Origin of the sequence: Actinoplanes sp. CA-051413, from assembly GCF_050955795.1 — a bacterium.
Lineage (GTDB): Bacteria > Actinomycetota > Actinomycetes > Mycobacteriales > Micromonosporaceae > Actinoplanes.
Genome location: NZ_CP192100.1, coordinates 2,447,137 through 2,465,613, shown reverse-complemented (window position 1 = coordinate 2,465,613; position 18,477 = coordinate 2,447,137). Strand labels below are relative to the sequence as shown.

Annotated in this window: 18 protein-coding genes; 9 read left to right on the top strand and 9 right to left on the bottom strand. The window is 72.7% G+C overall.

What is annotated here, in order from left to right; all coding sequences use genetic code 11:
- Positions 1-4: 4 nt before the first annotated feature.
- On the top strand, positions 5-1,213 hold the full coding sequence (locus ACQP2Y_RS11810) for a pyridoxal phosphate-dependent aminotransferase (protein ID WP_433727219.1): 1,209 nt from the start codon (positions 5-7) through the stop codon (positions 1,211-1,213).
- Between the two features lie 117 nt (positions 1,214-1,330).
- On the top strand, positions 1,331-3,553 hold the full coding sequence (locus ACQP2Y_RS11805; RefSeq protein WP_433727217.1) for a serine hydrolase: 2,223 nt from the start codon (positions 1,331-1,333) through the stop codon (positions 3,551-3,553).
- Between the two features lie 9 nt (positions 3,554-3,562).
- On the opposite strand, the gene ACQP2Y_RS11800 is transcribed toward ACQP2Y_RS11805, so the two are convergent.
- Entirely contained in the window at positions 3,563-4,315 is a 753-nt protein-coding gene (locus ACQP2Y_RS11800; protein WP_433727215.1) for a DinB family protein, read from the bottom strand.
- Between the two features lie 2 nt (positions 4,316-4,317).
- Positions 4,318-4,704: a VOC family protein gene (locus ACQP2Y_RS11795; protein ID WP_433727213.1), complete on the bottom strand. Its 387-nt coding sequence runs from the start codon at positions 4,702-4,704 to the stop codon at positions 4,318-4,320.
- A gap of 67 nt (positions 4,705-4,771) precedes the next feature.
- Between ACQP2Y_RS11795 and ACQP2Y_RS11790 the strand changes: the two genes are divergently transcribed.
- The 4 genes from ACQP2Y_RS11790 to ACQP2Y_RS11775 all read left to right on the top strand — a co-directional run bounded on the left by ACQP2Y_RS11790 (position 4,772) and on the right by ACQP2Y_RS11775 (position 7,122).
- Positions 4,772-5,320: an RNA polymerase sigma factor gene (locus ACQP2Y_RS11790; protein WP_433727211.1), complete on the top strand. Its 549-nt coding sequence runs from the start codon at positions 4,772-4,774 to the stop codon at positions 5,318-5,320.
- Positions 5,317-6,126, top strand: a complete 810-nt coding sequence (locus tag ACQP2Y_RS11785; RefSeq protein ID WP_433727209.1) for a hypothetical protein — start codon at positions 5,317-5,319, stop codon at positions 6,124-6,126. The genes ACQP2Y_RS11790 and ACQP2Y_RS11785 overlap by 4 nt, the downstream gene beginning before the upstream one ends.
- A 112-nt stretch (positions 6,127-6,238) precedes the next feature.
- A complete protein-coding gene (locus ACQP2Y_RS11780) occupies positions 6,239-6,433 on the top strand; it encodes a hypothetical protein (protein WP_433727207.1) in 195 nt (64 codons plus the stop codon).
- On the top strand, positions 6,430-7,122 hold the full coding sequence (locus tag ACQP2Y_RS11775) for a DNA-3-methyladenine glycosylase family protein (RefSeq protein WP_433727205.1): 693 nt from the start codon (positions 6,430-6,432) through the stop codon (positions 7,120-7,122). The genes ACQP2Y_RS11780 and ACQP2Y_RS11775 overlap by 4 nt, the downstream gene beginning before the upstream one ends.
- Here ACQP2Y_RS11775 and ACQP2Y_RS11770 read toward each other — a convergent pair.
- From ACQP2Y_RS11770 to ACQP2Y_RS11740, 7 genes are all read right to left on the bottom strand, one after another.
- A complete protein-coding gene (locus ACQP2Y_RS11770) occupies positions 7,077-8,255 on the bottom strand; it encodes a sialidase family protein (protein ID WP_433727203.1) in 1,179 nt (392 codons plus the stop codon). The genes ACQP2Y_RS11775 and ACQP2Y_RS11770 overlap by 46 nt on opposite strands.
- 46 nt (positions 8,256-8,301) lie before the next feature.
- On the bottom strand, positions 8,302-9,069 hold the full coding sequence (locus ACQP2Y_RS11765) for an aminoglycoside adenylyltransferase domain-containing protein (protein ID WP_433727201.1): 768 nt from the start codon (positions 9,067-9,069) through the stop codon (positions 8,302-8,304).
- Positions 9,056-10,771 (bottom strand): glycoside hydrolase family 13 protein, encoded by a 1,716-nt coding sequence (locus ACQP2Y_RS11760; protein WP_433727199.1) that lies wholly within the window; start codon positions 10,769-10,771, stop codon positions 9,056-9,058. The genes ACQP2Y_RS11765 and ACQP2Y_RS11760 overlap by 14 nt, the downstream gene beginning before the upstream one ends.
- 68 nt (positions 10,772-10,839) lie before the next feature.
- On the bottom strand, positions 10,840-11,901 hold the full coding sequence (locus ACQP2Y_RS11755) for a LacI family DNA-binding transcriptional regulator (RefSeq protein WP_433727197.1): 1,062 nt from the start codon (positions 11,899-11,901) through the stop codon (positions 10,840-10,842).
- A 31-nt stretch (positions 11,902-11,932) separates the two neighbouring features.
- A complete protein-coding gene (locus tag ACQP2Y_RS11750; RefSeq protein ID WP_433727195.1) occupies positions 11,933-12,841 on the bottom strand; it encodes a serine hydrolase domain-containing protein in 909 nt (302 codons plus the stop codon).
- A 40-nt stretch (positions 12,842-12,881) separates the two neighbouring features.
- The gene (locus ACQP2Y_RS11745) at positions 12,882-14,873 is read right to left on the bottom strand and encodes an ATP-binding protein (RefSeq protein ID WP_433727193.1); all 1,992 of its coding nucleotides are present in this window, start codon (positions 14,871-14,873) and stop codon (positions 12,882-12,884) included.
- Between the two features lie 10 nt (positions 14,874-14,883).
- Positions 14,884-15,258: a response regulator transcription factor gene (locus ACQP2Y_RS11740; protein WP_433727191.1), complete on the bottom strand. Its 375-nt coding sequence runs from the start codon at positions 15,256-15,258 to the stop codon at positions 14,884-14,886.
- Between the two features lie 197 nt (positions 15,259-15,455).
- On the opposite strand from ACQP2Y_RS11740, the gene ACQP2Y_RS11735 reads away from it, so the two are divergent.
- The 3 genes from ACQP2Y_RS11735 to ACQP2Y_RS11725 all read left to right on the top strand — a co-directional run bounded on the left by ACQP2Y_RS11735 (position 15,456) and on the right by ACQP2Y_RS11725 (position 18,428).
- Complete coding sequence (locus tag ACQP2Y_RS11735; RefSeq protein ID WP_433727189.1) at positions 15,456-15,695, top strand: hypothetical protein; 240 nt, start codon at positions 15,456-15,458, stop codon at positions 15,693-15,695.
- A 94-nt stretch (positions 15,696-15,789) separates the two neighbouring features.
- Positions 15,790-16,437, top strand: a complete 648-nt coding sequence (locus ACQP2Y_RS11730; protein WP_433727187.1) for a hypothetical protein — start codon at positions 15,790-15,792, stop codon at positions 16,435-16,437.
- 161 nt (positions 16,438-16,598) lie between these two features.
- Positions 16,599-18,428 (top strand): anthranilate synthase family protein, encoded by a 1,830-nt coding sequence (locus ACQP2Y_RS11725; protein ID WP_433727185.1) that lies wholly within the window; start codon positions 16,599-16,601, stop codon positions 18,426-18,428.
- Positions 18,429-18,477 lie beyond the last annotated feature (49 nt).

The window sequence follows — 18,477 nt, the reverse complement described above, 5'->3', positions numbered from 1 at the left end:
CCGCATGGTCGAGCAGGCGAGCAGGCTCAAGAACGTCCGGTACGACATCCGTGGCCCGGTGCTGCGCCGCGCCCAGGAGCTCGAGGCCGCGGGGCACCGCATCCTCAAGCTCAACCTGGGCAACCCGGCGCCCTGGGGACTGAGCACACCGGAGCCGATCGTCGCCGACATGGTGATGCACCTGGGCGACGCCGAGGGTTACAGCGACGCGCGGGGCATCTACTCCGCCCGGGTCGCCGTCGCGCAGTACTACCAGACCCTCGGAGTCGAGAGCGTGCAGCCGGACGACGTGTTCCTCGGCAACGGCGTCTCCGAGCTGATCGTGATGTCGCTGCAGGCGCTGCTGAACACCGGCGACGAGGTGCTCGTGCCGAGCCCGGACTATCCGCTGTGGACCGGCGCGGTGACGCTGTGCGGCGGGCGGCCGGTGCACTACCGCTGCGACGAGACCCAGGACTGGGCGCCCGACCTGGAGCACGTGGCTGCCCAGGTCACGCCGAACACCCGAGCCATCGTGATCATCAACCCGAACAACCCCACCGGCGCGGTCTACTCGCGGGAGACCCTGCTGGGCCTGCTGGAGATCGCCCGGCGCAACAACCTGCTGGTCCTGGCGGACGAGATCTACGACAAGATCCTGTACGACGACGCCCAGCACGAGTGTGCCGCCGCGCTCGCGCCGGACCTGCTCGTGCTGACCATGAGCGGGCTGTCCAAGGCGTACCGGGCGGCCGGCTTCCGGTCGGGCTGGATGGCGGTCAGCGGGCCGACCACCCACGCGTCGGAGTATCTGGAAGGCCTGCAACTGCTGGCCAACATGCGGCTGTGCCCCAACGTGCCGGCCCAGCACGCCGTGCAGACGGCGCTCGGCGGCTTCCAGAGCATCACCACGCTGATCCGCCCGGGCGGGCGCCTCTACGAGCAGCGCAACCACGCCTGGCGCAAGATCAACGAGATCCCCGGCGTCGACTGCGTCCGGCCGGCCGGCGCGCTGTACCTGTTCGCCCGGCTGGACCCCGAGGTCCACAAGATCCGCGACGACCAGAAAATGATCATCGACCTGCTGGAGCAGCAGTTGATGCTGCTCTCCCACGGCACCGGCTTCAACCTGCCCACCCCGGACCACCTGCGGATGGTCTTCCTGGCCCCGGTCGACGTGCTCGACGACGCCACCGACCGGCTGCGCCGCTTCCTCGAGACCTACCGGCAGTAGCCACCGGCACCACCGGCCCCGGCGTCCGTCCGCTCAGCGCGGAACTCGCCCGTTCCGCCTGCTCAACCCTGGTACGCCTCCTGGGACGAACCCGCTCTTCGACCCAGGAGGCACTGCATGCGTACGCGTAAAGGTCTGGCCGTCGCCGCCGCGACCACCCTCTGGCTGGGGCTCGCCGCAGCCCCGGCCCCCGCCGCTCCCACCGCGGAGCCTGATCCCGGCCGGCTCCAACAGTCCGTCCGCGCCGTCCGCGACCTGCTGCACAAGGCAGGCGACCGGATGCGGCCCGGCGAGGAGGTGACTCCACCGTCGGCCGGCGCGGACGCGATCCGCGCCGAGGCGGCCGGGCAACCACCAGCGGCCGTGCTCACCGACGGCGCCGCGCCGCCGCTCTACCGCCACCGCGAGCTGGGCTGCGAGGTGCCGGCCTTCGCCGAGTCCCGGTTCGCCGGCTTCGACGCCCAGGTCACCAAGATGATGCAGGACTGGGGCTTCATGACGGCGTCGCTGGCCGTCGCCAACGAGTGCGGCACCATCTACGACCAGGGCTACGGCCGGGTCGGCCCGTGGTGGGCCCGCAACGCCCCGACCGGCAAGGTCACCGACCTCGGCCCGGCGACACCTGACAACGAGCTGTTCCGCATCGCCAGCATCACCAAGCCGCTGACCGCCGCCGCGATCCACGACCTCGACCAACGCGACCTGCTCGAGAAGACCGACCACGTCTTCTGCGTCAAGGGCGGGCCGGCCAACTGCATCCTGACCGTCAAGCTGCCCGACGACTTCGACAAGCGGATCGCGGATCTGACCGTCAAGGACCTCGTCGGGCACCGGGGCGGCTTCGACAACAACAAGACCACCGACTACCTGTTCCGCGCGTGGGAGGTCTACCAGGCCCGCAAGCTGAACGCGCCGCCGACGCCGCGCGACTTCACCGAGTTCATGCTCGGGCTGGGGCTCGACGCGGCGCCCGATGCCGAGTACCACTACTCCAACCTGGGATACCTGATCCTGGGACTGGTGATCGAGAAGGCCGGCGGGCTGCCGTACCGCGACTATGTCTATCAGCGGCTGCTGGCTCCGCTCGGGATCGCGTCCGGCGACGTGGTGCTGTCGCGTACCAAGCGGCTCACCCGTAACACCCGCGAGCCCGCGTACTGGTGCGTCGACAAGAACTGGAACGCCAACGTGCCGATCAGCACCTTCGCCGGGGAGGCCGGGCAGCGGCGCTGCTACGCCGACGGCGGCTGGGTGCTGGAGTCGATGGCCGCGCACGGCGGGCTGTCCATGTCCGCCTCGGCGGTGGCGACGTTCTACGCGCACTGGTGGAACTTCGGCACCCCGCGTACGGCGGAGACCTACTGGAACTTCCCGGCCGGCACGAAGATCGCGTACTCGCACAACGGCCGGCTGGCGGCGACCCAGACCGTGGCGGCCCGCTGCGTCAACGGGCTCAACGTGGTCCTGCTGACCAACCAGCACGCCTGGGGCAGCTTCGACTGGGCCGCCGCGGAGCAACGGCTGTGCCGGGCCGCCGACGACTTCCTGGCCCAGGGCCCGTACTACTCGACCATCTGGGAGCGCGACTGGCGCGACTGGCGCTCGCACCGCGCGACCCTGGCCGCCGGCTACCAGGCCCTGGTCGACGCCACCAAGGCCGACGGCTTCCGGCTCGTCGACGTCAACGGCCACCGCGGCGACACCGGTACGACCTACGCCAGCACCTGGGTCCGCAACACCGACGGCACGCCCTGGGCCGCCACCCACGGGCAGACGTTCGCCGCGTTCACCACCCGCTTCGACGAGCTGAGCAAGGCCGGCTACCGGATGACCAAGGTCTCCGGCTGGCTCGACAACGGCGAACCGCGCTACGCCTCGGTCTGGACGGCCAACCCGGACAAGCGGTCCTGGCTCAGCCACATCCGGATGACCGGCGCCGAATACCAGCAGCACGCCGACGACTACGACGCCAAGGGCTACCGCCTGATCTCGGTGGACGGCTACGAGCTGGCCGGGCAGGCCCGTTACGCGGCGGTCTGGCTGGCCGACCCGGGCGCGACCGGCGGCGCGCACACGGCGACCCCGTACCGGGCGATCCACGGCGCGACGGCGTCGGCGTACCAGGCCTGGTTCGACACGGCCGCGGCCGACGGCTTCCGGCTGACCGACAAGGACGTCTACACCGTGGGCCCGGCGGTGCGCTGGGCGGCGATCGCCACCCGGGAGGACGGGCCGCCGACCCGCTCGTTCAGCACCTGGAACTTCTACACGTACCAGCCGCGCTGGGCCCAGCAGAAGGAGGCGGGCTACCGGCCGGTGACCATCTCGGCGTACCGCTGATGGGCCGGCCTACCGGGGCCGCGCCTCCAGCACGCTCAGGTCGCGTTCGGCGAACAGGCGGTGTTCCCACTCCTCGTTGAGAATGCACAACAGGCAGTCCCGCACCGGATAACTGTCCGGTGCGGGCCAGCCGGCGCCCTCGACGGGTGTGGTGCCCGCGGTCAGGGACTCGTCGGTCAACCCGTCGAGGACCCGGCGCACGGTGGCCATCCGGTCCGCCCGCAGCGCCAGGACCTCGTCCAGCGACGGGCGCGCGTCCCGGCCACGCAGGCCGGCCGGCGGGTCCCGGAGCTGGTCGAACGGCAGATCCAGCGGATCCCACGGGTCCGGGTCGCCCAGCATCACCCGGGCCACCCACGCGTCGGTGGCGAAGACCAGGTGGCGCAGCGTCTGGATGAAGGACCACTCGCCGTTCACCGACTCGTGCAGCAGCGCCGGGTCTAACCGCCGGGCCCGGGCCACGGTGTCGTCCCACCGCCGCTGCAGGAGCTCCCACGCCTCGCGGAAGCCCGCCGGGTCGGTGGGCCGCATCTTGACCCGTTCCGGTTGCCGCCGGTCCAGCTCGGCCTCGATCAGCGGGGCGACCAGCACCCCGTTGACGTGCAGGCCCGAGATGTCACCGGAGATCTCCGCGTCGCGCAGCTCGACCCCGCGCATCACCACGCGGCTCAGGTCGGCCTGCTCGAAGCGCGCGCCGGTCAGGTCGGCGACCACGAAGCGGGCATCGGCCAGATCCGCGTGGTCGAAGGTCTCGCCCGGCATCGTCAGGCCGTCTCGGCATGCCGCTCGGCGGCCGAGCGGGTCACGCAGAACTCGTTGCCGGCTGGGTCGAGCAGCACGACCCAGCCGGCGCCGTCGGGCGTGCGGTGGTCGCCCAGCACGGACGCGCCCAGCGCCAGCAGGCGGTCGACCTCCGCGTCGCGGTCCCGGTCGCTCGGTTCGAGGCAGACGTGCACCCGGTTCTTGCCCTGCTTGCTCTCGGGCACCGCCTGGAAGTACAGCCGGGGCCCGCCCGGCGGCTCGATGACGACCTCCTCGTCGCCGGGTGCGCACTCCGGGTGGACCGGGTGGCCGATCACCTCGGCCCAGAAGACCGCCAACGCGTACGGGTCGGCGCAGTCGAACGAGACGTTGCGGATGAGCGAGACCATGCCGGCAGAGTAGTAGTGATCCACCCCGTGATGGACATGAGTGGACGTGACCAGATCCCATGCCCCTATGACGGCCGACCCTCCGGCGGGTGCCGAGCCCGCCGCCGAGGCCGCCTTCCGAGCCCTGTTCGAGGCCGCGTACGACGATCTGCTCCTCTTCGTCGAGCGGCGCACCCACGCCCTCGCCGCCGAGGACGTGGTCGCCGAGGTCTTCCTCACCGCGTGGCGCCGCCTCGACGACGTCCCACCCGACCTGGATCAGGCCCGGGCCTGGTTGTTCACCGTGGCGCACCATGTGCTGCGCAACAGCCGCCGCAGCGACAACCGTCAGCAGGCCGTCGCGTTGCGCATCCTGCGCGAGCCCGGCGCCGCCGAGAGCGGGGCGCCACCCGACGACATCGCTGCCCGTATCGACCTGACCCGGGCCTGGGCCCGCCTCAGCCCGGGCGACCAGCAGGTGCTCACCCTGACCGTGTTCGAGGACCTGACCGGCCCGCAGGCCGCCCGGGTGCTCGGCATCTCCGCCACCGCCTTCAGCCTGCGACTCCTGCGCGCCCGGCGCCGCCTGCGCAAACACCTCACCGCCGTCCCCACCGAACCGGGAGCCACCGCATGAACGACAACCGACTCGACCTCGACAATCGGCTGCGCGCCGCGGCCACGCCGGTGACCCGGGGACGGGTGCGGCAGGCGTCCGCCCAGGCGCTGCTGGAGCACATCGTCACTGTTCCCCGTACCGCCGAGGGTGCAGCCGTGCCCGCCACCCGCCGCAGCCATCGCACCCGGTGGGCCCTCGCCGGAGCGGCCGCCGTCGCGGTCACCGGCGCCGCCCTGATCGTGCCCGGCCTGGGCGGCGGTGACCAGGCATACGCGTCCTGGACCGCCACCCCGGCCGCGCTGCCGACCGGCGACACCCGCGCGCTGAGCAGCGAGTGCGTCCAGGAGAAGCTGCAGCCCGAGTACGGCTACACCCCGGCCGAGCTCGCCGCCGCCAAGATGGTGCTCGGCGAGCGCCGCGGCGACTACAGCTACCTGTCCATCGCCACGTCGGGGTGGACCGCCACGTGCTTCCGCGACAAGGCCGGCGACGTGCATCAGGGCAGCATCATGGAGTCGCCGGTGACCGACGCCGCGCTCGGCCGCAAGGGCGTCGAGCTGCAGGGCTGGGGGCAGCTCAAGACCAGTGAGGGCTACGCCCGGCTGATGGCCGGGCACCTGGGCTCGGCCGTCGTCGGGGTCGACGTCGTGCTGCCGGGCGGCAAGAAGGTGCAGGCCACGGTCAAGGACCGCTACTTCGTCGCCTGGTACCCGGAGGCGGTGGACGCACCGGGCGGCACGACCCTCACCCTGCGGCTGGCGGACGGCAGCACGGTCGCGGGCCTGGCCGCCAAGGACCTGCACGACGCACCGAAGCTGGACTGACTGGTACCGGCCGCGCCGCCCGATCGGGTGGCGCGGCCGGTTCGCGAGTCACCCGGGTCCGACGGGGTACTAACCGTGGCGAGGCACCGCAGCGACCACCGAGAGGAACCCCGTGAGCAGCGAGGACCGCGTCGTCACCAACGCCGCCAGCACCGACCAGCACATCACCGGCAAGCCGGAGACCGGCGACTTCATCACCGACCAGGCGCCCACCGCGACCACGCCGGCCCACGGCAGCAGCAACTCCGGCATCAACAAGACCGGCGCCAACAAGCCCGACGAAGCCACCGGCCAGTCCCAGGAGTGACGGCCCCCGTCTCCGCTCTCGCCGCGCTCAGCCGGCGCGAGCCCGCCTTCGCCGGCATCGTCGAACGCTTCGGGCCGCCGCCGGCGTGGCAACGCGAGCCCGGCTTCAGCACTCTGCTGCGGATCGTGCTGGAGCAGCAGGTCTCACTGGCCTCGGCCCAGGCGGCCTATGACCGGCTCTGCGCGGTCGTCGAGCCCCTCACGCCGGGCGGATTCCTGCTGCTGGACGACGCCCGCCTGCTGACGATCGGCTTCAGCCGGCAGAAGACCCGCTACGCCCGGGCGCTGGCCACGGCCGTGCTGGACGGCTCCCTCGACCTGGACGCCCTCGCCGGGCAGGACGACGAGCAGGTCGACGCGGCCCTGCGCACGATCCCGGGCATCGGCCCCTGGACGGCGACGATCTACCGGCTGATGGCGCTGGGCCGTCCGGACGCGTGGCCGGCCCACGACATCGCCCTGGCCCAGGCGGTCGCGGAGCTGTGGAACCGGCCGGCCCGCCCGACCCCCGAGCAGCTGCTGGAGATCGCCGAGGCGTGGCGCCCGTGGCGCGCGATCGCGGCGAAACTGCTGTGGCACTACTACCTCTCGACACCCCGCGAGGCCCGGTCGGTGACCGGGCCTCGCGGGGTGCGGGTGGTACGTCAGAAGTCCGCGCGCTGGCTGCGGACGATCTGGAGCTTCGCGTAGTCCGGGGAGCTCGTGTTCACGTTGAAGCCGAGCGTCCAGTACCAGTCCCGCTCGCGTTCGATGCTGCTCGGGTTGGCCTGGTCGTAGTGACCCGAGTCGTAGAGCTGCTTGGTGACGGTGGCGCTCCACGTCACGGCGAGCGGGTCGTCGAACAGGACGCCGCGGGTGGGCCGGTGGCCGTAGTCGTAGCGGTTGCCGTAGGTGAGGAAGATGTCCGGGTCGTTGGGGTCGCCGACCTTCAGCAGGTGGTGCGAGCTGGCGTAGAACCCGGCGCCGTTGATCTGCGGCCAGTGAACGTTGAAGTCGGCCGTGTCGCTGTACGCGTTCCACCGGGCCACGACGAAGGCCCGGGCGTGCCGTCCGGTCTGACCGGCCGGCGGATCGGCCAGGATGGCCTCGGCGCGGATGCCGGCCACGACGGTGTCACCGACCTGCACGAAGCTCGGCTCGGTGTAGCGCAGGTCCTCGGGGGCCGGCGAGTCGTCGTTCGCGATGATCCGGCGGAACGACCGCGGGGCGAGGAGCTGGCCGGAGCCGGGCTGGTACTTCGCCCGCATGTAGTAGGAGCCGCCGTTGGAGCCGTCGGCGTAGAACGGGATGAGCACCTCGTCGACCGAGGTGGCCGTGTTCGTCAGGGGCAGCACGCTGCCGTGGCTGGCGACGCTCGCCGGCATGCCCGTCACGCGCAGCTCCACCGGATCGGTGAACCGGGTCCAGGGCGCCTGCCAGTACGAGTAGTAGACCTTGCCCTGCGCGAAGAAGGTCATGACGACCTTGCCGTCGCGCATCCGGGTCAGGTTCGGGTCCCGGGTGTCGATGCCCTGCCACGGCGTCTGCTTGTCCAGCGCCGGCACCGGGCCGTCCCACCGGCCGGTGGCCGGGTCGAAGAACGACAGCTCGATCCGGCCGACCGCCTCGTGGGCCAGGGCCCGGTGCCAGACCGCCATGATGCGGTCGTTGGCGTCCTGGAGCTCGACGAAGGACGGGAACCGGGGCTCGTAGCCGTCCTCCTCCGTGGTGATCGTGCCGATGATGCCGATGGCTGCCTGCGCCGGCTGGGGCGCCAGGGTCACTGCCAGCACCGCGGTCATCGCGGCGGCAGCGCCGCGGTGGAGGACTCGTGCGATTCGCATCTTCTGCCTGTCTCGCTTGTGGACGGTCATGGCGATGCCGATTGTGTCATTGCCCTCCCGCGTCCCGCAGGCGGCCGATCCGGGCCAGGACCGCGTCGACGTGCGGCCCGACCTGAGCCTTCAGCTCGTCGCTCCAGCTCTCGTCGGCATAGGAGGTGGTCAGATACAGGTCCCGGGCGAACGCGAGCACCGGCCGGTGCTCCGGGGCCAGGCGAGCGAGCGCCCAGTCCGCCGCGGTGTCCTTGGCGACAATCGTGCCGGTGCCCAGCGTGGTCCAGATGCGGGCGAAGGTCAGCAGCACGTTGCGGGTGTCCCCCGCCAGGTCGGCGAGCAACCCGGGGATACCGTCCACGCCGGCCCGGACCAGCAACTCGGTGGGCACAGGGTCGATCACCTGCGCCGGCGGGGGCCCGGCCAGCGTACGGTCCCCGGCCAGGGCCACCGCGGCCTCCAGCGCCAGGCCGGGCATGGGTTCGGGCGCGGGGACCAGGCCGGCCTCGTAGTCGGCGCGAAGCCACTCGCCGTACAGGAAGTCGCCGGTCGGTGGGTAGCGCCAGGGGCGCACCGCGGCCTGGACCACGACGGTGAGCTCCACCGGCCGGGCCCCGACCGCGGAACCGGAGATCGGCAGCAGACCCGCGATCAGAGCCCGCCGCTGCTCCTCGTCCAGCGAGCGCCGGGTGACCGCGAGGATGTCGACGTCGCTGGCCGGCCGCAGGCCGCCGAGGACGGCTGACCCGTGCAGGTACGCACCGATCAGCTCCGCCCCGGCGACCTCGGTGATCAGCTCGACGACCCGCTCAACTTGCTCCATCCGGCGATCCTGGCACCCACCAGACGGTCGTGTCCGCCGGAATTTCCGCCTCCGCGCCCGACAGGTCCACCGGTCCGCTGGTCAGCAGGGCCTGACCCGGCCGCGGGATGCGGATCGGCGCGTCGGTCATGTTGACCGTGCACCGCAGGGAATCTCCGCGGTCGAAGACCAGCAGTCCGTCCGGGCCCTCGCACCAGCGCAGGTTGTCCGCCCCGCCCAGCGCCGGATCGGCCCGGCGCAGCGCCAGCGCCGCCCGGTACAGCTCCAGGGTGGACGCCGGGTCGCCCTGCTGGGCCGCCACGCTCAGCCGGGCCCAGCTCGCCGGCTGCGGCAGCCAGCTGGCGCCGCCCTCGGGACCGAAACCGTACGGCGCCTGGTCACCTTCCCAGGGCATCGGGACGCGGCAGCCGTCGCGGTAGCCGTCCTGGCCGGTCGCGCGGTGGAACGCCGGGTCCTGGCGGACCTCCGGCGGCAGGTCGATCACTTCCGGCAGGCCGAGTTCCTCGCCCTGATACAGGTACGCCGAGCCGGGCAGCGCCAGCAGCAGCAGAGTTGCCGCCCGGGCCCGTCGCAGGCCGGCCACCGGGTCCACCTCGGCCGGCCGGCGTCCCGCCACGTCGCCCTCGTCGGCCTGGAGCAGCCGGCTGGTGTGCCGCACCACGTCGTGGTTGGACAGGGTCCAGGTGGCCGGGGCCCCGACCCGGCGCATGGCCTCGAGGGACTCGTCGATGACCCGCCGCTGGGTGGCGACGTCCCAGGCGGTGCCCAGGTAGCTGAAGTTGAACGCCTGGTGCAGTTCGTCGGGCCGGACGTAGTTGGCGACCCGGTCCAGGGTGGGCGCCCAGGCCTCGGCCACCGCGATCCGCTCGCCCGGGTACTCGTCGAGGATCCGGCGCCAGCTGCGGTAGATGTCGTGCACGCCGTCGCGGTCGAAGCACGGGCTGACGCCCACGTCGAGCAGGTGCCATTCGGTGCGGGCGCCCAGGTCCGGCAGACCCGCGGCCTTGACCAGGCCGTGGGCCACGTCGATGCGGAAGCCGTCGACGCCCAGGTCCAGCCAGAAGCGCAGGATGGTGCGGAACTCGTCGGCCACCGCCGGGTGGTCCCAGTTGAAGTCGGGCTGCTGCGGCGCGAACAGGTGCAGGTACCAGTCGCCCGGGGTGCCGTCCGGGTCGGTGGTGCGGGTCCAGGCCGGACCGCCGAAGATGGACGGCCAGTCGTTGGGCGGCAGCTCGCCGGCGGCGCCACGGCCGGGGCGGAAGTGGTAGCGGGCGCGCATCGGGGAGCCGGGGCCCTCGGCGATCGCCCGGCGGAACCACTCGTGCTGGTCCGAGGAGTGGTTGGGGACCAGGTCGACGATGACCCGCAGGCCAAGGTCGTGGGCGTCGCCGATCAGGGCGCGGGCGTCGGCCAGGGTGCCGAACATCGGGTCGACCGTGCGGTAGTCGGCCACGTCGTAGCCGGCGTCGGCCTGCGGCGAGGCGTAGAACGGCGACAGCCAGACGGCGTCGACGCCCAGGTCACGCACGTACGGCAGGCGGCTGCGGATGCCCGGCAGGTCGCCGATGCCGTCGCCGTCGGAGTCGGCGAAGCTGCGCGGGTAGATCTGGTAGATGACCGCGTCCCGCCACCAGGAGGTGGGCGCCATCGCAGTGGCGCCGTCGCGCTCAGCCGTCGGGTCTGCGGTCAGTTGATCGGTCATGGCGGCTGACGCTAGCAGGTTACTAACTCGTGTTACATAGCTCGCGCCGAGTTTTTCACGGAGGCCGGTCAGGCCGGTTTTGCCGTGGAGTCACGCACGATCAGCGAGGTGCCCAGCGACTGGTGCGGGTGCTGGTCCTCGCCGCGGATCGCCGAGATGAGGAAGTCCGCCGCAGTGCGGCCCTTGGTCACGATGGGCTGGCGGACCGTGGTCAGCCGGGGCCGGAACCAGGCCGACTCGGCCAGGTCGTCGAAGCCGGTCACCGACACCTCGCCGGGCACATCGACGCCCAGCTCCTGCAGGGCGTCCACCGCCCCGTAGGCCAGCACGTCGGACAGGGCCAGGATCGCCGTCGGCGGCTGCGGACCGGCCATCAGCGCCCGGGTCGCGCGGTAGCCGTCCGTCCGGGTCACCGGCACCTCGGCCAGCCGGATGTCGGCCAGGCTCAGCCCGGCCTCGGCCAGCGCCTCGGTGATGCCGGCCATCCGCCGGGCCAGCGGCCCCCGGTAACCGCGCACCGCCCGGTCCGGGCCCGGGTCCATCGAGACCACCGCGAGCCGCCGGTGGCCCAGCTCCAGCAGATAGCGGGTGACCTCGCGGGCGCCGCCGTGGTCGTCGACGTCCACACTGGGCGCGTTCTCGTACCGGTCGCTGTCGATCAGCACGAACGGGATGTCGCGGCGCACCAGTTCGGCGACCTCACCGCGGTCGGTCTCCAGCCCGCAGACGATGAAGCCGTCCACCGCCGCGTACGGGATCGCCTTGAGAACGGAGTCCTGCAGCGGCGGGGTCAGCAGCAGCGTGTAGCCCTCCTGGTCGCACACCTGCCCGACGCCCATCAGGAACCGGGCGTAGTACGGGTTCTCCAGGATCCGGGCCAGCCGTTGCGGCAGCAGCACGCCCAGCGACTGGGTGGCACCGGACTGCAGCATCCGGGCCAGCGTGTTGGGGGTGTAGCCGAGCTCCTGCGCCGCCGCGAGGATCCGCTCGCGGGTCGCGGTGGAGATGCGCTGCGGGTTGTTGAAGGCGAAGGAAACCGCCGAACGCGACACCCCCGCGGCCGCCGCCACGTCGCTGGACGTGGGCTTACCGCGGCGGCGCGGCTGCTCGCCGGTCCTTCTCGACGGCATCCGCCCCGACCTCGCTGCAGTAGGTGAGCGCCTACGATAACGCAGCGGCGGTCAGCAGCAGCCGGGTCACCGCGTGCACGTCGGCGTGCTCGTCGTCGCTCAGCAGCACCACGCTCGCCCGCTGCTCCGGCAGCCAGGCCGCGAAGGACACGAATCCCGGGATGTCACCCGGGTGGAACCAGGCCCGGTGGCCGCCGACCGTGCCGACGAACAGGCCGTAGCCGTAGTGGGCGGCGAAGAAGGAACGCCCCGGGCGCGGCTCCTCGGCGGTGGGGGCGAGCGGGCCGGTCAGCACCGCGTGCGACTCGAAGCCCAGCAGCGCGCCGGCGTGGAGCTGCTCCTGGTAGCGGGTCAGGTCGCCGACCGTCGACCACACATCGCTGGTGCCGGCCATCGGGGACAGGGTTTCCCCCTCGACCGCGTCGTCGGCGGGCCGGCCGATGGTGGTCGCCTTCATTCCGAGCGGCGCGAACACGTGCTCGGCGAGGAAGTCGCCGTACGGCTGCCGCGCCGCCTGCTCGACGATGGACGCCACCAGCAGGTAGCCCGGGCTGCTGTAGAGCCAGCGCAGGCCCGGCCGGCTCGCCGGTGTCCCCTGCGGGATCAGCCCCAGCCGGTCGGCGATCGCCATCGCCGCGCCCACGTCGAACCCGGGCTCGGCACCCCAGTGCGGCAGGCCGGAGGTGTGGGTCAGCAGGTGGTGCAGGGTCACCTCACGCCACCAGGGCGGGCTGCCGGGCAGCCAGGGCGCGACCGGCCGGTCCAGGGCGAGCTCGCCGCGCTCGGCGAGCAGGAGCGCGGCCACGGCGGCGAACTGCTTGCCGATCGAGGCGATCGGGAAGCGGGTCGTGAGCGTGACGGGCGGGCCGGCGGACTGCACCGCGACGGACCCGCCGACGGTCACCTGCGCGGCGCCGCGCAGGCCCTCGAGTGTGCGCATGGCCGACAGGCTATCCCTGTTCAGCACGGATGCGGAGGCCTCAGGCGGCCGGGAGCCGGATGGTGAAGGTCGTACCGGCCCCCTCGGCCGACTCCACCTCGATCCGGCCGTCGTGGTTGTCCACCACCGTGCTCACGATGGCCAGGCCCAGACCGGTGCCGGGAACCGCCTGCCGGACCGCGTTGCTGGCCCGGAAGAAGCGCGTGAACAGCGCCTTCTGCTCCCCCGCCGGAATGCCCATGCCGGTGTCGGCGACCACCAGGACGATCTCGGCGCCCTCGCGGCGGGCCGCCACCCGCACCTCGCCCCCGGCCGGGGTGAACTTCACCGCGTTGGCCAGCAGGTTCATCACGGCCCGGTCGAGCTGATCGGGGTCGGCGTGCAGCGGCAGCGGGCCGTGCACCTCGGTGTGCAGAGTGACCGCCGCCTTGGCCGCGGCCGGCGCGATCACCTCGACCGCGTGCTCGACCAGCGAGACCAGTTCGACCGGCTCCCGCGAGGTGGAGAACGCCCCGGACTCGATCTTGGAGAGGATGAGCATCTCCTCGATCAGGTCGCGCAACCGCCGGGTGTTGCGGCCGATGACGTCCAGCATCTTGGCCTGCGGCGCGTTGAGCTCGCCGGCGTCGGCGTCCAGCAACAGCTCGACGTATCCGGAGATGCTGGTCAGCGGGGTCCGCAGCTCGTGCGAGACGGTGGACATGAAGTCGGTCTTGGCGGTGTCCAGCTCCTGCAGGCGGGCGACGAGGTGCTGCTCGCGCTCGTACAGGCGGGCCAGGTGCACGCCGCGGCCCAGGTCGGCGGCGACCACCTCGACCAGCCGTACGTCCACCGGGGTGAAGGCCGGGCCGTGATCACGCAGCAGGGTGAGCGCACCCAGGCACTCCTCACCGACGCTGACCGCCACGGTCAGCACCGCCTCGGCCCCGGCCTCGGCGCACGCCCGGATCTCGGCCTCCGGCGGCTGCACGTCCCCGGCGGGCGCCGCGTCGTCGGTGGTCCACACGTCACCGCCGGAGAGCCAGCCGACGTCACAGGCGGCGAGCAGGGCGAGGCGGCCGGCCAGGTGCTCGTCACCGAGGCTCGCGTGCTGCGGCACGCCGGTCTGCCCGGGGGCCATCCGGACCAGCACGTGGTCGGCGTCCATCGTGGCGGCCAGGCCCCGGATCGCCTCGCCGATCGCGTCCTGCACCCGCAGGTGCGCGCGGATGCGGTAGCCGAGCTCGCGGACCTCGCTGCGCAGCCGCGCCACGTCACATTCGGCGACGCGGATCCGTTCGCGCTCGTCGGCCATGGCGTTGACCGCGGCCGCGACCGCCCGGATCTCGGTCGGCCCGCGGCCCGTGTCGGCCCGGGCGTCGAGCCGGCCGGCACCACGCTCGTCGAGCACCCGCGCCACCCCACCGAGCGGGCGGGTGATCCGGCGGGCCGTCAGCAGCGCCGTGACCCCGGCCGTGGCCGCCGCCACCAGCGTCAGCACGATCACCACGACCACGGTGACGCCGCCCAGCCAGGAGCTGCGCCGCTGCAGGGTGGTGACGCGCCGGGCCAGGGCCCGGTCGAAGGCCTCGTTCTCGCTGACGAAAGCCTGGAACAGCGGCTTGCCCTCGGTGACGAAGCGGGCCGCGGTGTCGCTGCGGGGCGGCGCCCGGCGCTGCTGCTCGGCCAGGGCCCACCAGATGTCCGCCCGGATCAGCTGGGCGTCGACGGCCGGCTCCTCGGCGGCGGTCGCCAGCTCCAGCAGGTTCAGGCTCGCCTGGGTGTACTCGCCGCGGGCGGCGAGGTACGTGTCCAGCACCTGAGCATCGCCGGTCAGCAGATACCCGCGCAGGCCCCGCTGGGCGTCGCCGAGCACCGCTCGCAGCCGGGCGTTGGCCAGCTCCAGCGGCTGTACGTGGGTCGACAGCTCGCGGACCACCCGGTGCTGCACCAGGACCGTGGTCATCTCGGCCAGCCCGGAACAGACGATCAGGGCCACCAGGACGGCGAACGACCTCGTCAGCAGGCGCCCGACAGAGGGGTCACGGCGCATGGGAGCCGGCTCAGGCCCGGGCTCGGCTCAGCAGGGCCTGGATCCGGGAGACCAGCTCACGGGGACTGAACGGCTTGGTCACGTAGTCGTCGGCACCGGCACTGAAGCCGCCCTCGACGTCCTGCTCCTGCACCCGGGCGGTGAGCATGATGATCAGCATGCCGGCGGTGGCCGGCTCGGCCCGCAGCATCCGGCACACGTCGATGCCGGAGAGCCCGGGCATCGAGACGTCCAGCACGGCCAGCGTGGGGCGGTGCGCCCGGGCCTGCTCGAGAGCCGCCTGCCCGTCCTCCACCGCGATCACCTCGAGGCCGGACTGCTCGAGCTTGAACGCCACCAGGTCACGGATGTCGGCGTCGTCGTCGGCGACCAGGACCACCGTCACGGCCATTTCCCCCCGTCGAGGCCGCCCGGGAAAGCTCGGCCTACTTACGCTACTTAATCGCACGATATCCGGTTAGTACCGGGTGTGACTGCCGCTCGGCGCAACCGCACGGCAACTGGTGCGCAGCCGCTCTCGCAGCCCCGCCGGGGTGTTCTGGAACCACGACACCCGACCGAGACGCACGGCAGGAGGACCTGATGACTTCCATCAACCCCGACGACATCCGTACCGAGGCTCTGTTCGTCTCCGACCTGCAGCGCTCGCAGCAGCCGACGCCCGAGCTCATCCGAGCGGCGGTGACCGCGACGGTGGACCGGCTCGGCGAGCGCGGCTGCGCCGCCCTGGTCGCCCAGGAGTTCGGCGAGCACCCGGACTGCGCACTCGGCCGCATGCAGTGGGCCCGCACCGCGGTCCGCCGGGCGTACGCCGCCGCCTGACTCCCCCGTACGGCGACGGGCGCTCACCCCTTCGCCTCGAATACGCACCGTGACGACCGAACCGGGAAGTCTGCGCTGCTCGTACGGTGGCTGAGTGCCAGTCGACGTCACAGCGCGTCACCGGGCCGGCGGAATCGGCCGGCTGCTCGCGGTGCGTACCGCGGTGCCCCGGCACGCCGCCGGGGCTCCTCTCGCCGACCGGGCGACCGTCGAGTTCCACGTCCCGCGGCCTCGGCGCCGGCTGCTGTGGGTGCCGGCCGTCCTCGCCCTCGTCCTGCTCGCGGTGGTCACCCCGCTGGCCTTCCGTGAGTCCCGGACGCTGCGGGCCGCCGTACCGCTGCCGACCGTCACCGTCCCGCCGCCGCCGGCCTGGACCGACCCGCCGGCCCCGACCGCCACCCGCCCGCAGCTGCGGGCGGTCCGGCAGGCCGCCAAGCTCAGCCCGGCCCCGTCCTCCGCGTCGCCGTCCGCGTCCCCCAGCGCTCCCGCACCGGTGCTGCTCGGCCCCGGCGCGGACGCCGACGTGGGCCCGCTGGCCGGGTCCTACTGCCGGGCCACGCACGGCCGGTTCAGCCTCGCGACCGCCACCGCGGACACCTGGACCTGCGCCCGGATCGGCCGGGCCGGGATCACGGTCGACATGGACGCGCTCTGTCGCTGGCGCTACGGCGCCTCCGCCTGGGCCGATCTCGGGCGCGCCGGTGACGCCCGGAGCTGGCGCTGCTACCGCGACGGCCCCTAGGATGACCGGCATGCACGCGCGATTGAGCATGTGGTGGCCCGCCGACCCGGCGGCCACACCCACCCGCGTGTAGATCACACCACCGCGGCCGCCTCCGACGAGGCGGCCTTTTTCGTACGGCCCGGTCCTCGGCGGCGACCCCAGCCCGGAACGAGGACCCGATGCAACCCTTCGCCCTGCTGCACCGTGACGGCGCCGACCACGTCGACGTGCTGACCGGCGATGTCGTCACCGTCGACACGCTCGCCGACATCCCGCTGACCCCGGGCCGAGAAGGACCGCAGACGCTCGCGCTGGTGCCGTACCGGCAGGTCGCCGAACGCGGCTTCGCGTGCGTCGACGACGGCGCGCCGCTGGAGTGCCTGCGGATCGCCACGCGGACCACCCGGCCGCTCGGCGAGCTGGTCGCCGAGCTGCCCGAGACGCCGGTCTCGCTGCGCGACGGCGGTTTCGACCTCTCCGACGAGGCGTACGGCGAGATCGTCGCCGAGGTGCTGCGCGACGAGATCGGCCACGGCGAGGGCGCCAACTTCGTCATCCACCGGGTCTTCACGGCCGACGTGGACGGCGACCCGCTGGAGGCGGCGCGGTCGGCGTTCCGTCAGCTGCTCACCCGCGAGCAGGGCGCCTACTGGACGTTCCTGGTCCACACCGGCACCCGCACGCTGGTCGGCGCCACCCCGGAACGGCACGTCAGCGTGGCCGACGGCCTGACCATGATGAACCCGATCAGCGGCACGTTCCGGCACGACGGCACCCGCGAGCTCACTGACTTCCTGGCCGACCGCAAAGAGATCGACGAGCTGTACATGGTGCTCGACGAGGAGCTCAAGATGATGGCCGCGGTGGCCGAGCACGGCGGCCAGGTCGTCGGGCCGTACCTCAAGCGGATGGCGCACCTGACCCACACCGAGTATCTGCTGGCCGGCCGCGGCTCCCTGGACGTGCGCGAGGTGCTGCGCGCGACGATGTTCGCCCCGACCGTCACCGGCAGCCCGGTGGAGAACGCCTGCCGGGTGATCGCCCGGCACGAGCGCCGCGGCCGCGGCTACTACGCGGGCGTGCTGGCCCTGCTCGGCCACGACGACGAGGGCCGGCAGACGCTGGACGCGCCGATCCTGATCCGCACGGCGGAGATCTCCCCGGCAGGCCGGCTGCGGGTGCCGGTCGGGGCCACGCTGGTCCGGCACTCCACGCCGGCGGGCGAGGTGGCCGAGACCCACACCAAGGCAGCGGGCGTGCTGGCCGCGCTGGGCGCGTCCTCGCTGCGACACCCACCGGTACGCCCGAACGACGACGACCCGGCGATCCAGGCGGCACTGGCTGCCCGCAACGACGGCCTCGCCCGCTTCTGGCTGGACCAGCGCCGCCCGGGCGCCCTGACCGTCCCCGAGCTCGACGGCCGTACGGCGGTGATCGTCGACAACGAGGACACGTTCACCGCGATGCTGGCCCACCAGCTCAAAGCCCTGGGCCTGAAGGTCACCGTGGTGCCGTGGACCGTGCCCGTCGTCCCGCCGGCGGATCTGGTGGCCGTCGGACCCGGTCCCGGTGACCCCGCCTCGGACGAGCCGAAGATGGTCCGCGTACGCGCGCTGGTGGCCGAGCTGCTGGCGACCCGGCAGCCGCTGCTGGCGGTGTGTCTGGGCCATCAGGTGCTCTCCGCCGCCCTGGGACTTCGGCTGCACCGCCGCGACAGCCCGTACCAGGGAGTGGCCCGCGACATCCCGCTGTTCGGCGCGGTCCGCCGGGTCGGCTTCTACTCCAGCTTCACGGCGCTCAGCCCGGACGACCGGCTCGGCACCGCGTACGGCGAGGTGCAGATCGCCCGCGACGAGGCGGACGGCACCGTGCACGCCCTGCGCGGCCAGGGTTTCGCCGGCGTGCAGTTCCACCCGGAGTCGGTGCTCAGCGCGGACGGCATCACTGTCCTCACCGAACTGATCCCGCCACTTGTCACTCAAGTGGTTAGTCCTGCCGCTGCGGGGTAGCGGTAGTGGTGTCGGTGGTTCAAGCGGATCGAGAGCCTCCGCTTGGACC

Bases quoted from the DNA above. Each gene is read 5' to 3' on its own strand.
- ACQP2Y_RS11810 (WP_433727219.1), top strand. From the start codon at position 5: ATGGTCGAGCAGGCGAGCAGGCTCAAGAACGTCCGGTACGACATCCGT.
- ACQP2Y_RS11805 (WP_433727217.1), top strand. From the start codon at position 1,331: ATGCGTACGCGTAAAGGTCTGGCCGTCGCCGCCGCGACCACCCTCTGG.
- ACQP2Y_RS11800 (WP_433727215.1), bottom strand. From the start codon at position 4,315: ATGCCGGGCGAGACCTTCGACCACGCGGATCTGGCCGATGCCCGCTTC.
- ACQP2Y_RS11795 (WP_433727213.1), bottom strand. From the start codon at position 4,704: ATGGTCTCGCTCATCCGCAACGTCTCGTTCGACTGCGCCGACCCGTAC.
- ACQP2Y_RS11790 (WP_433727211.1), top strand. From the start codon at position 4,772: ATGACGGCCGACCCTCCGGCGGGTGCCGAGCCCGCCGCCGAGGCCGCC.
- ACQP2Y_RS11785 (WP_433727209.1), top strand. From the start codon at position 5,317: ATGAACGACAACCGACTCGACCTCGACAATCGGCTGCGCGCCGCGGCC.
- ACQP2Y_RS11770 (WP_433727203.1), bottom strand. From the start codon at position 8,255: ATGCGAATCGCACGAGTCCTCCACCGCGGCGCTGCCGCCGCGATGACC.
- ACQP2Y_RS11765 (WP_433727201.1), bottom strand. From the start codon at position 9,069: ATGGAGCAAGTTGAGCGGGTCGTCGAGCTGATCACCGAGGTCGCCGGG.
- ACQP2Y_RS11760 (WP_433727199.1), bottom strand. From the start codon at position 10,771: ATGACCGATCAACTGACCGCAGACCCGACGGCTGAGCGCGACGGCGCC.
- ACQP2Y_RS11755 (WP_433727197.1), bottom strand. From the start codon at position 11,901: ATGCCGTCGAGAAGGACCGGCGAGCAGCCGCGCCGCCGCGGTAAGCCC.
- ACQP2Y_RS11750 (WP_433727195.1), bottom strand. From the start codon at position 12,841: ATGCGCACACTCGAGGGCCTGCGCGGCGCCGCGCAGGTGACCGTCGGC.
- ACQP2Y_RS11745 (WP_433727193.1), bottom strand. From the start codon at position 14,873: ATGCGCCGTGACCCCTCTGTCGGGCGCCTGCTGACGAGGTCGTTCGCC.
- ACQP2Y_RS11735 (WP_433727189.1), top strand. From the start codon at position 15,456: ATGACTTCCATCAACCCCGACGACATCCGTACCGAGGCTCTGTTCGTC.
- ACQP2Y_RS11725 (WP_433727185.1), top strand. From the start codon at position 16,599: ATGCAACCCTTCGCCCTGCTGCACCGTGACGGCGCCGACCACGTCGAC.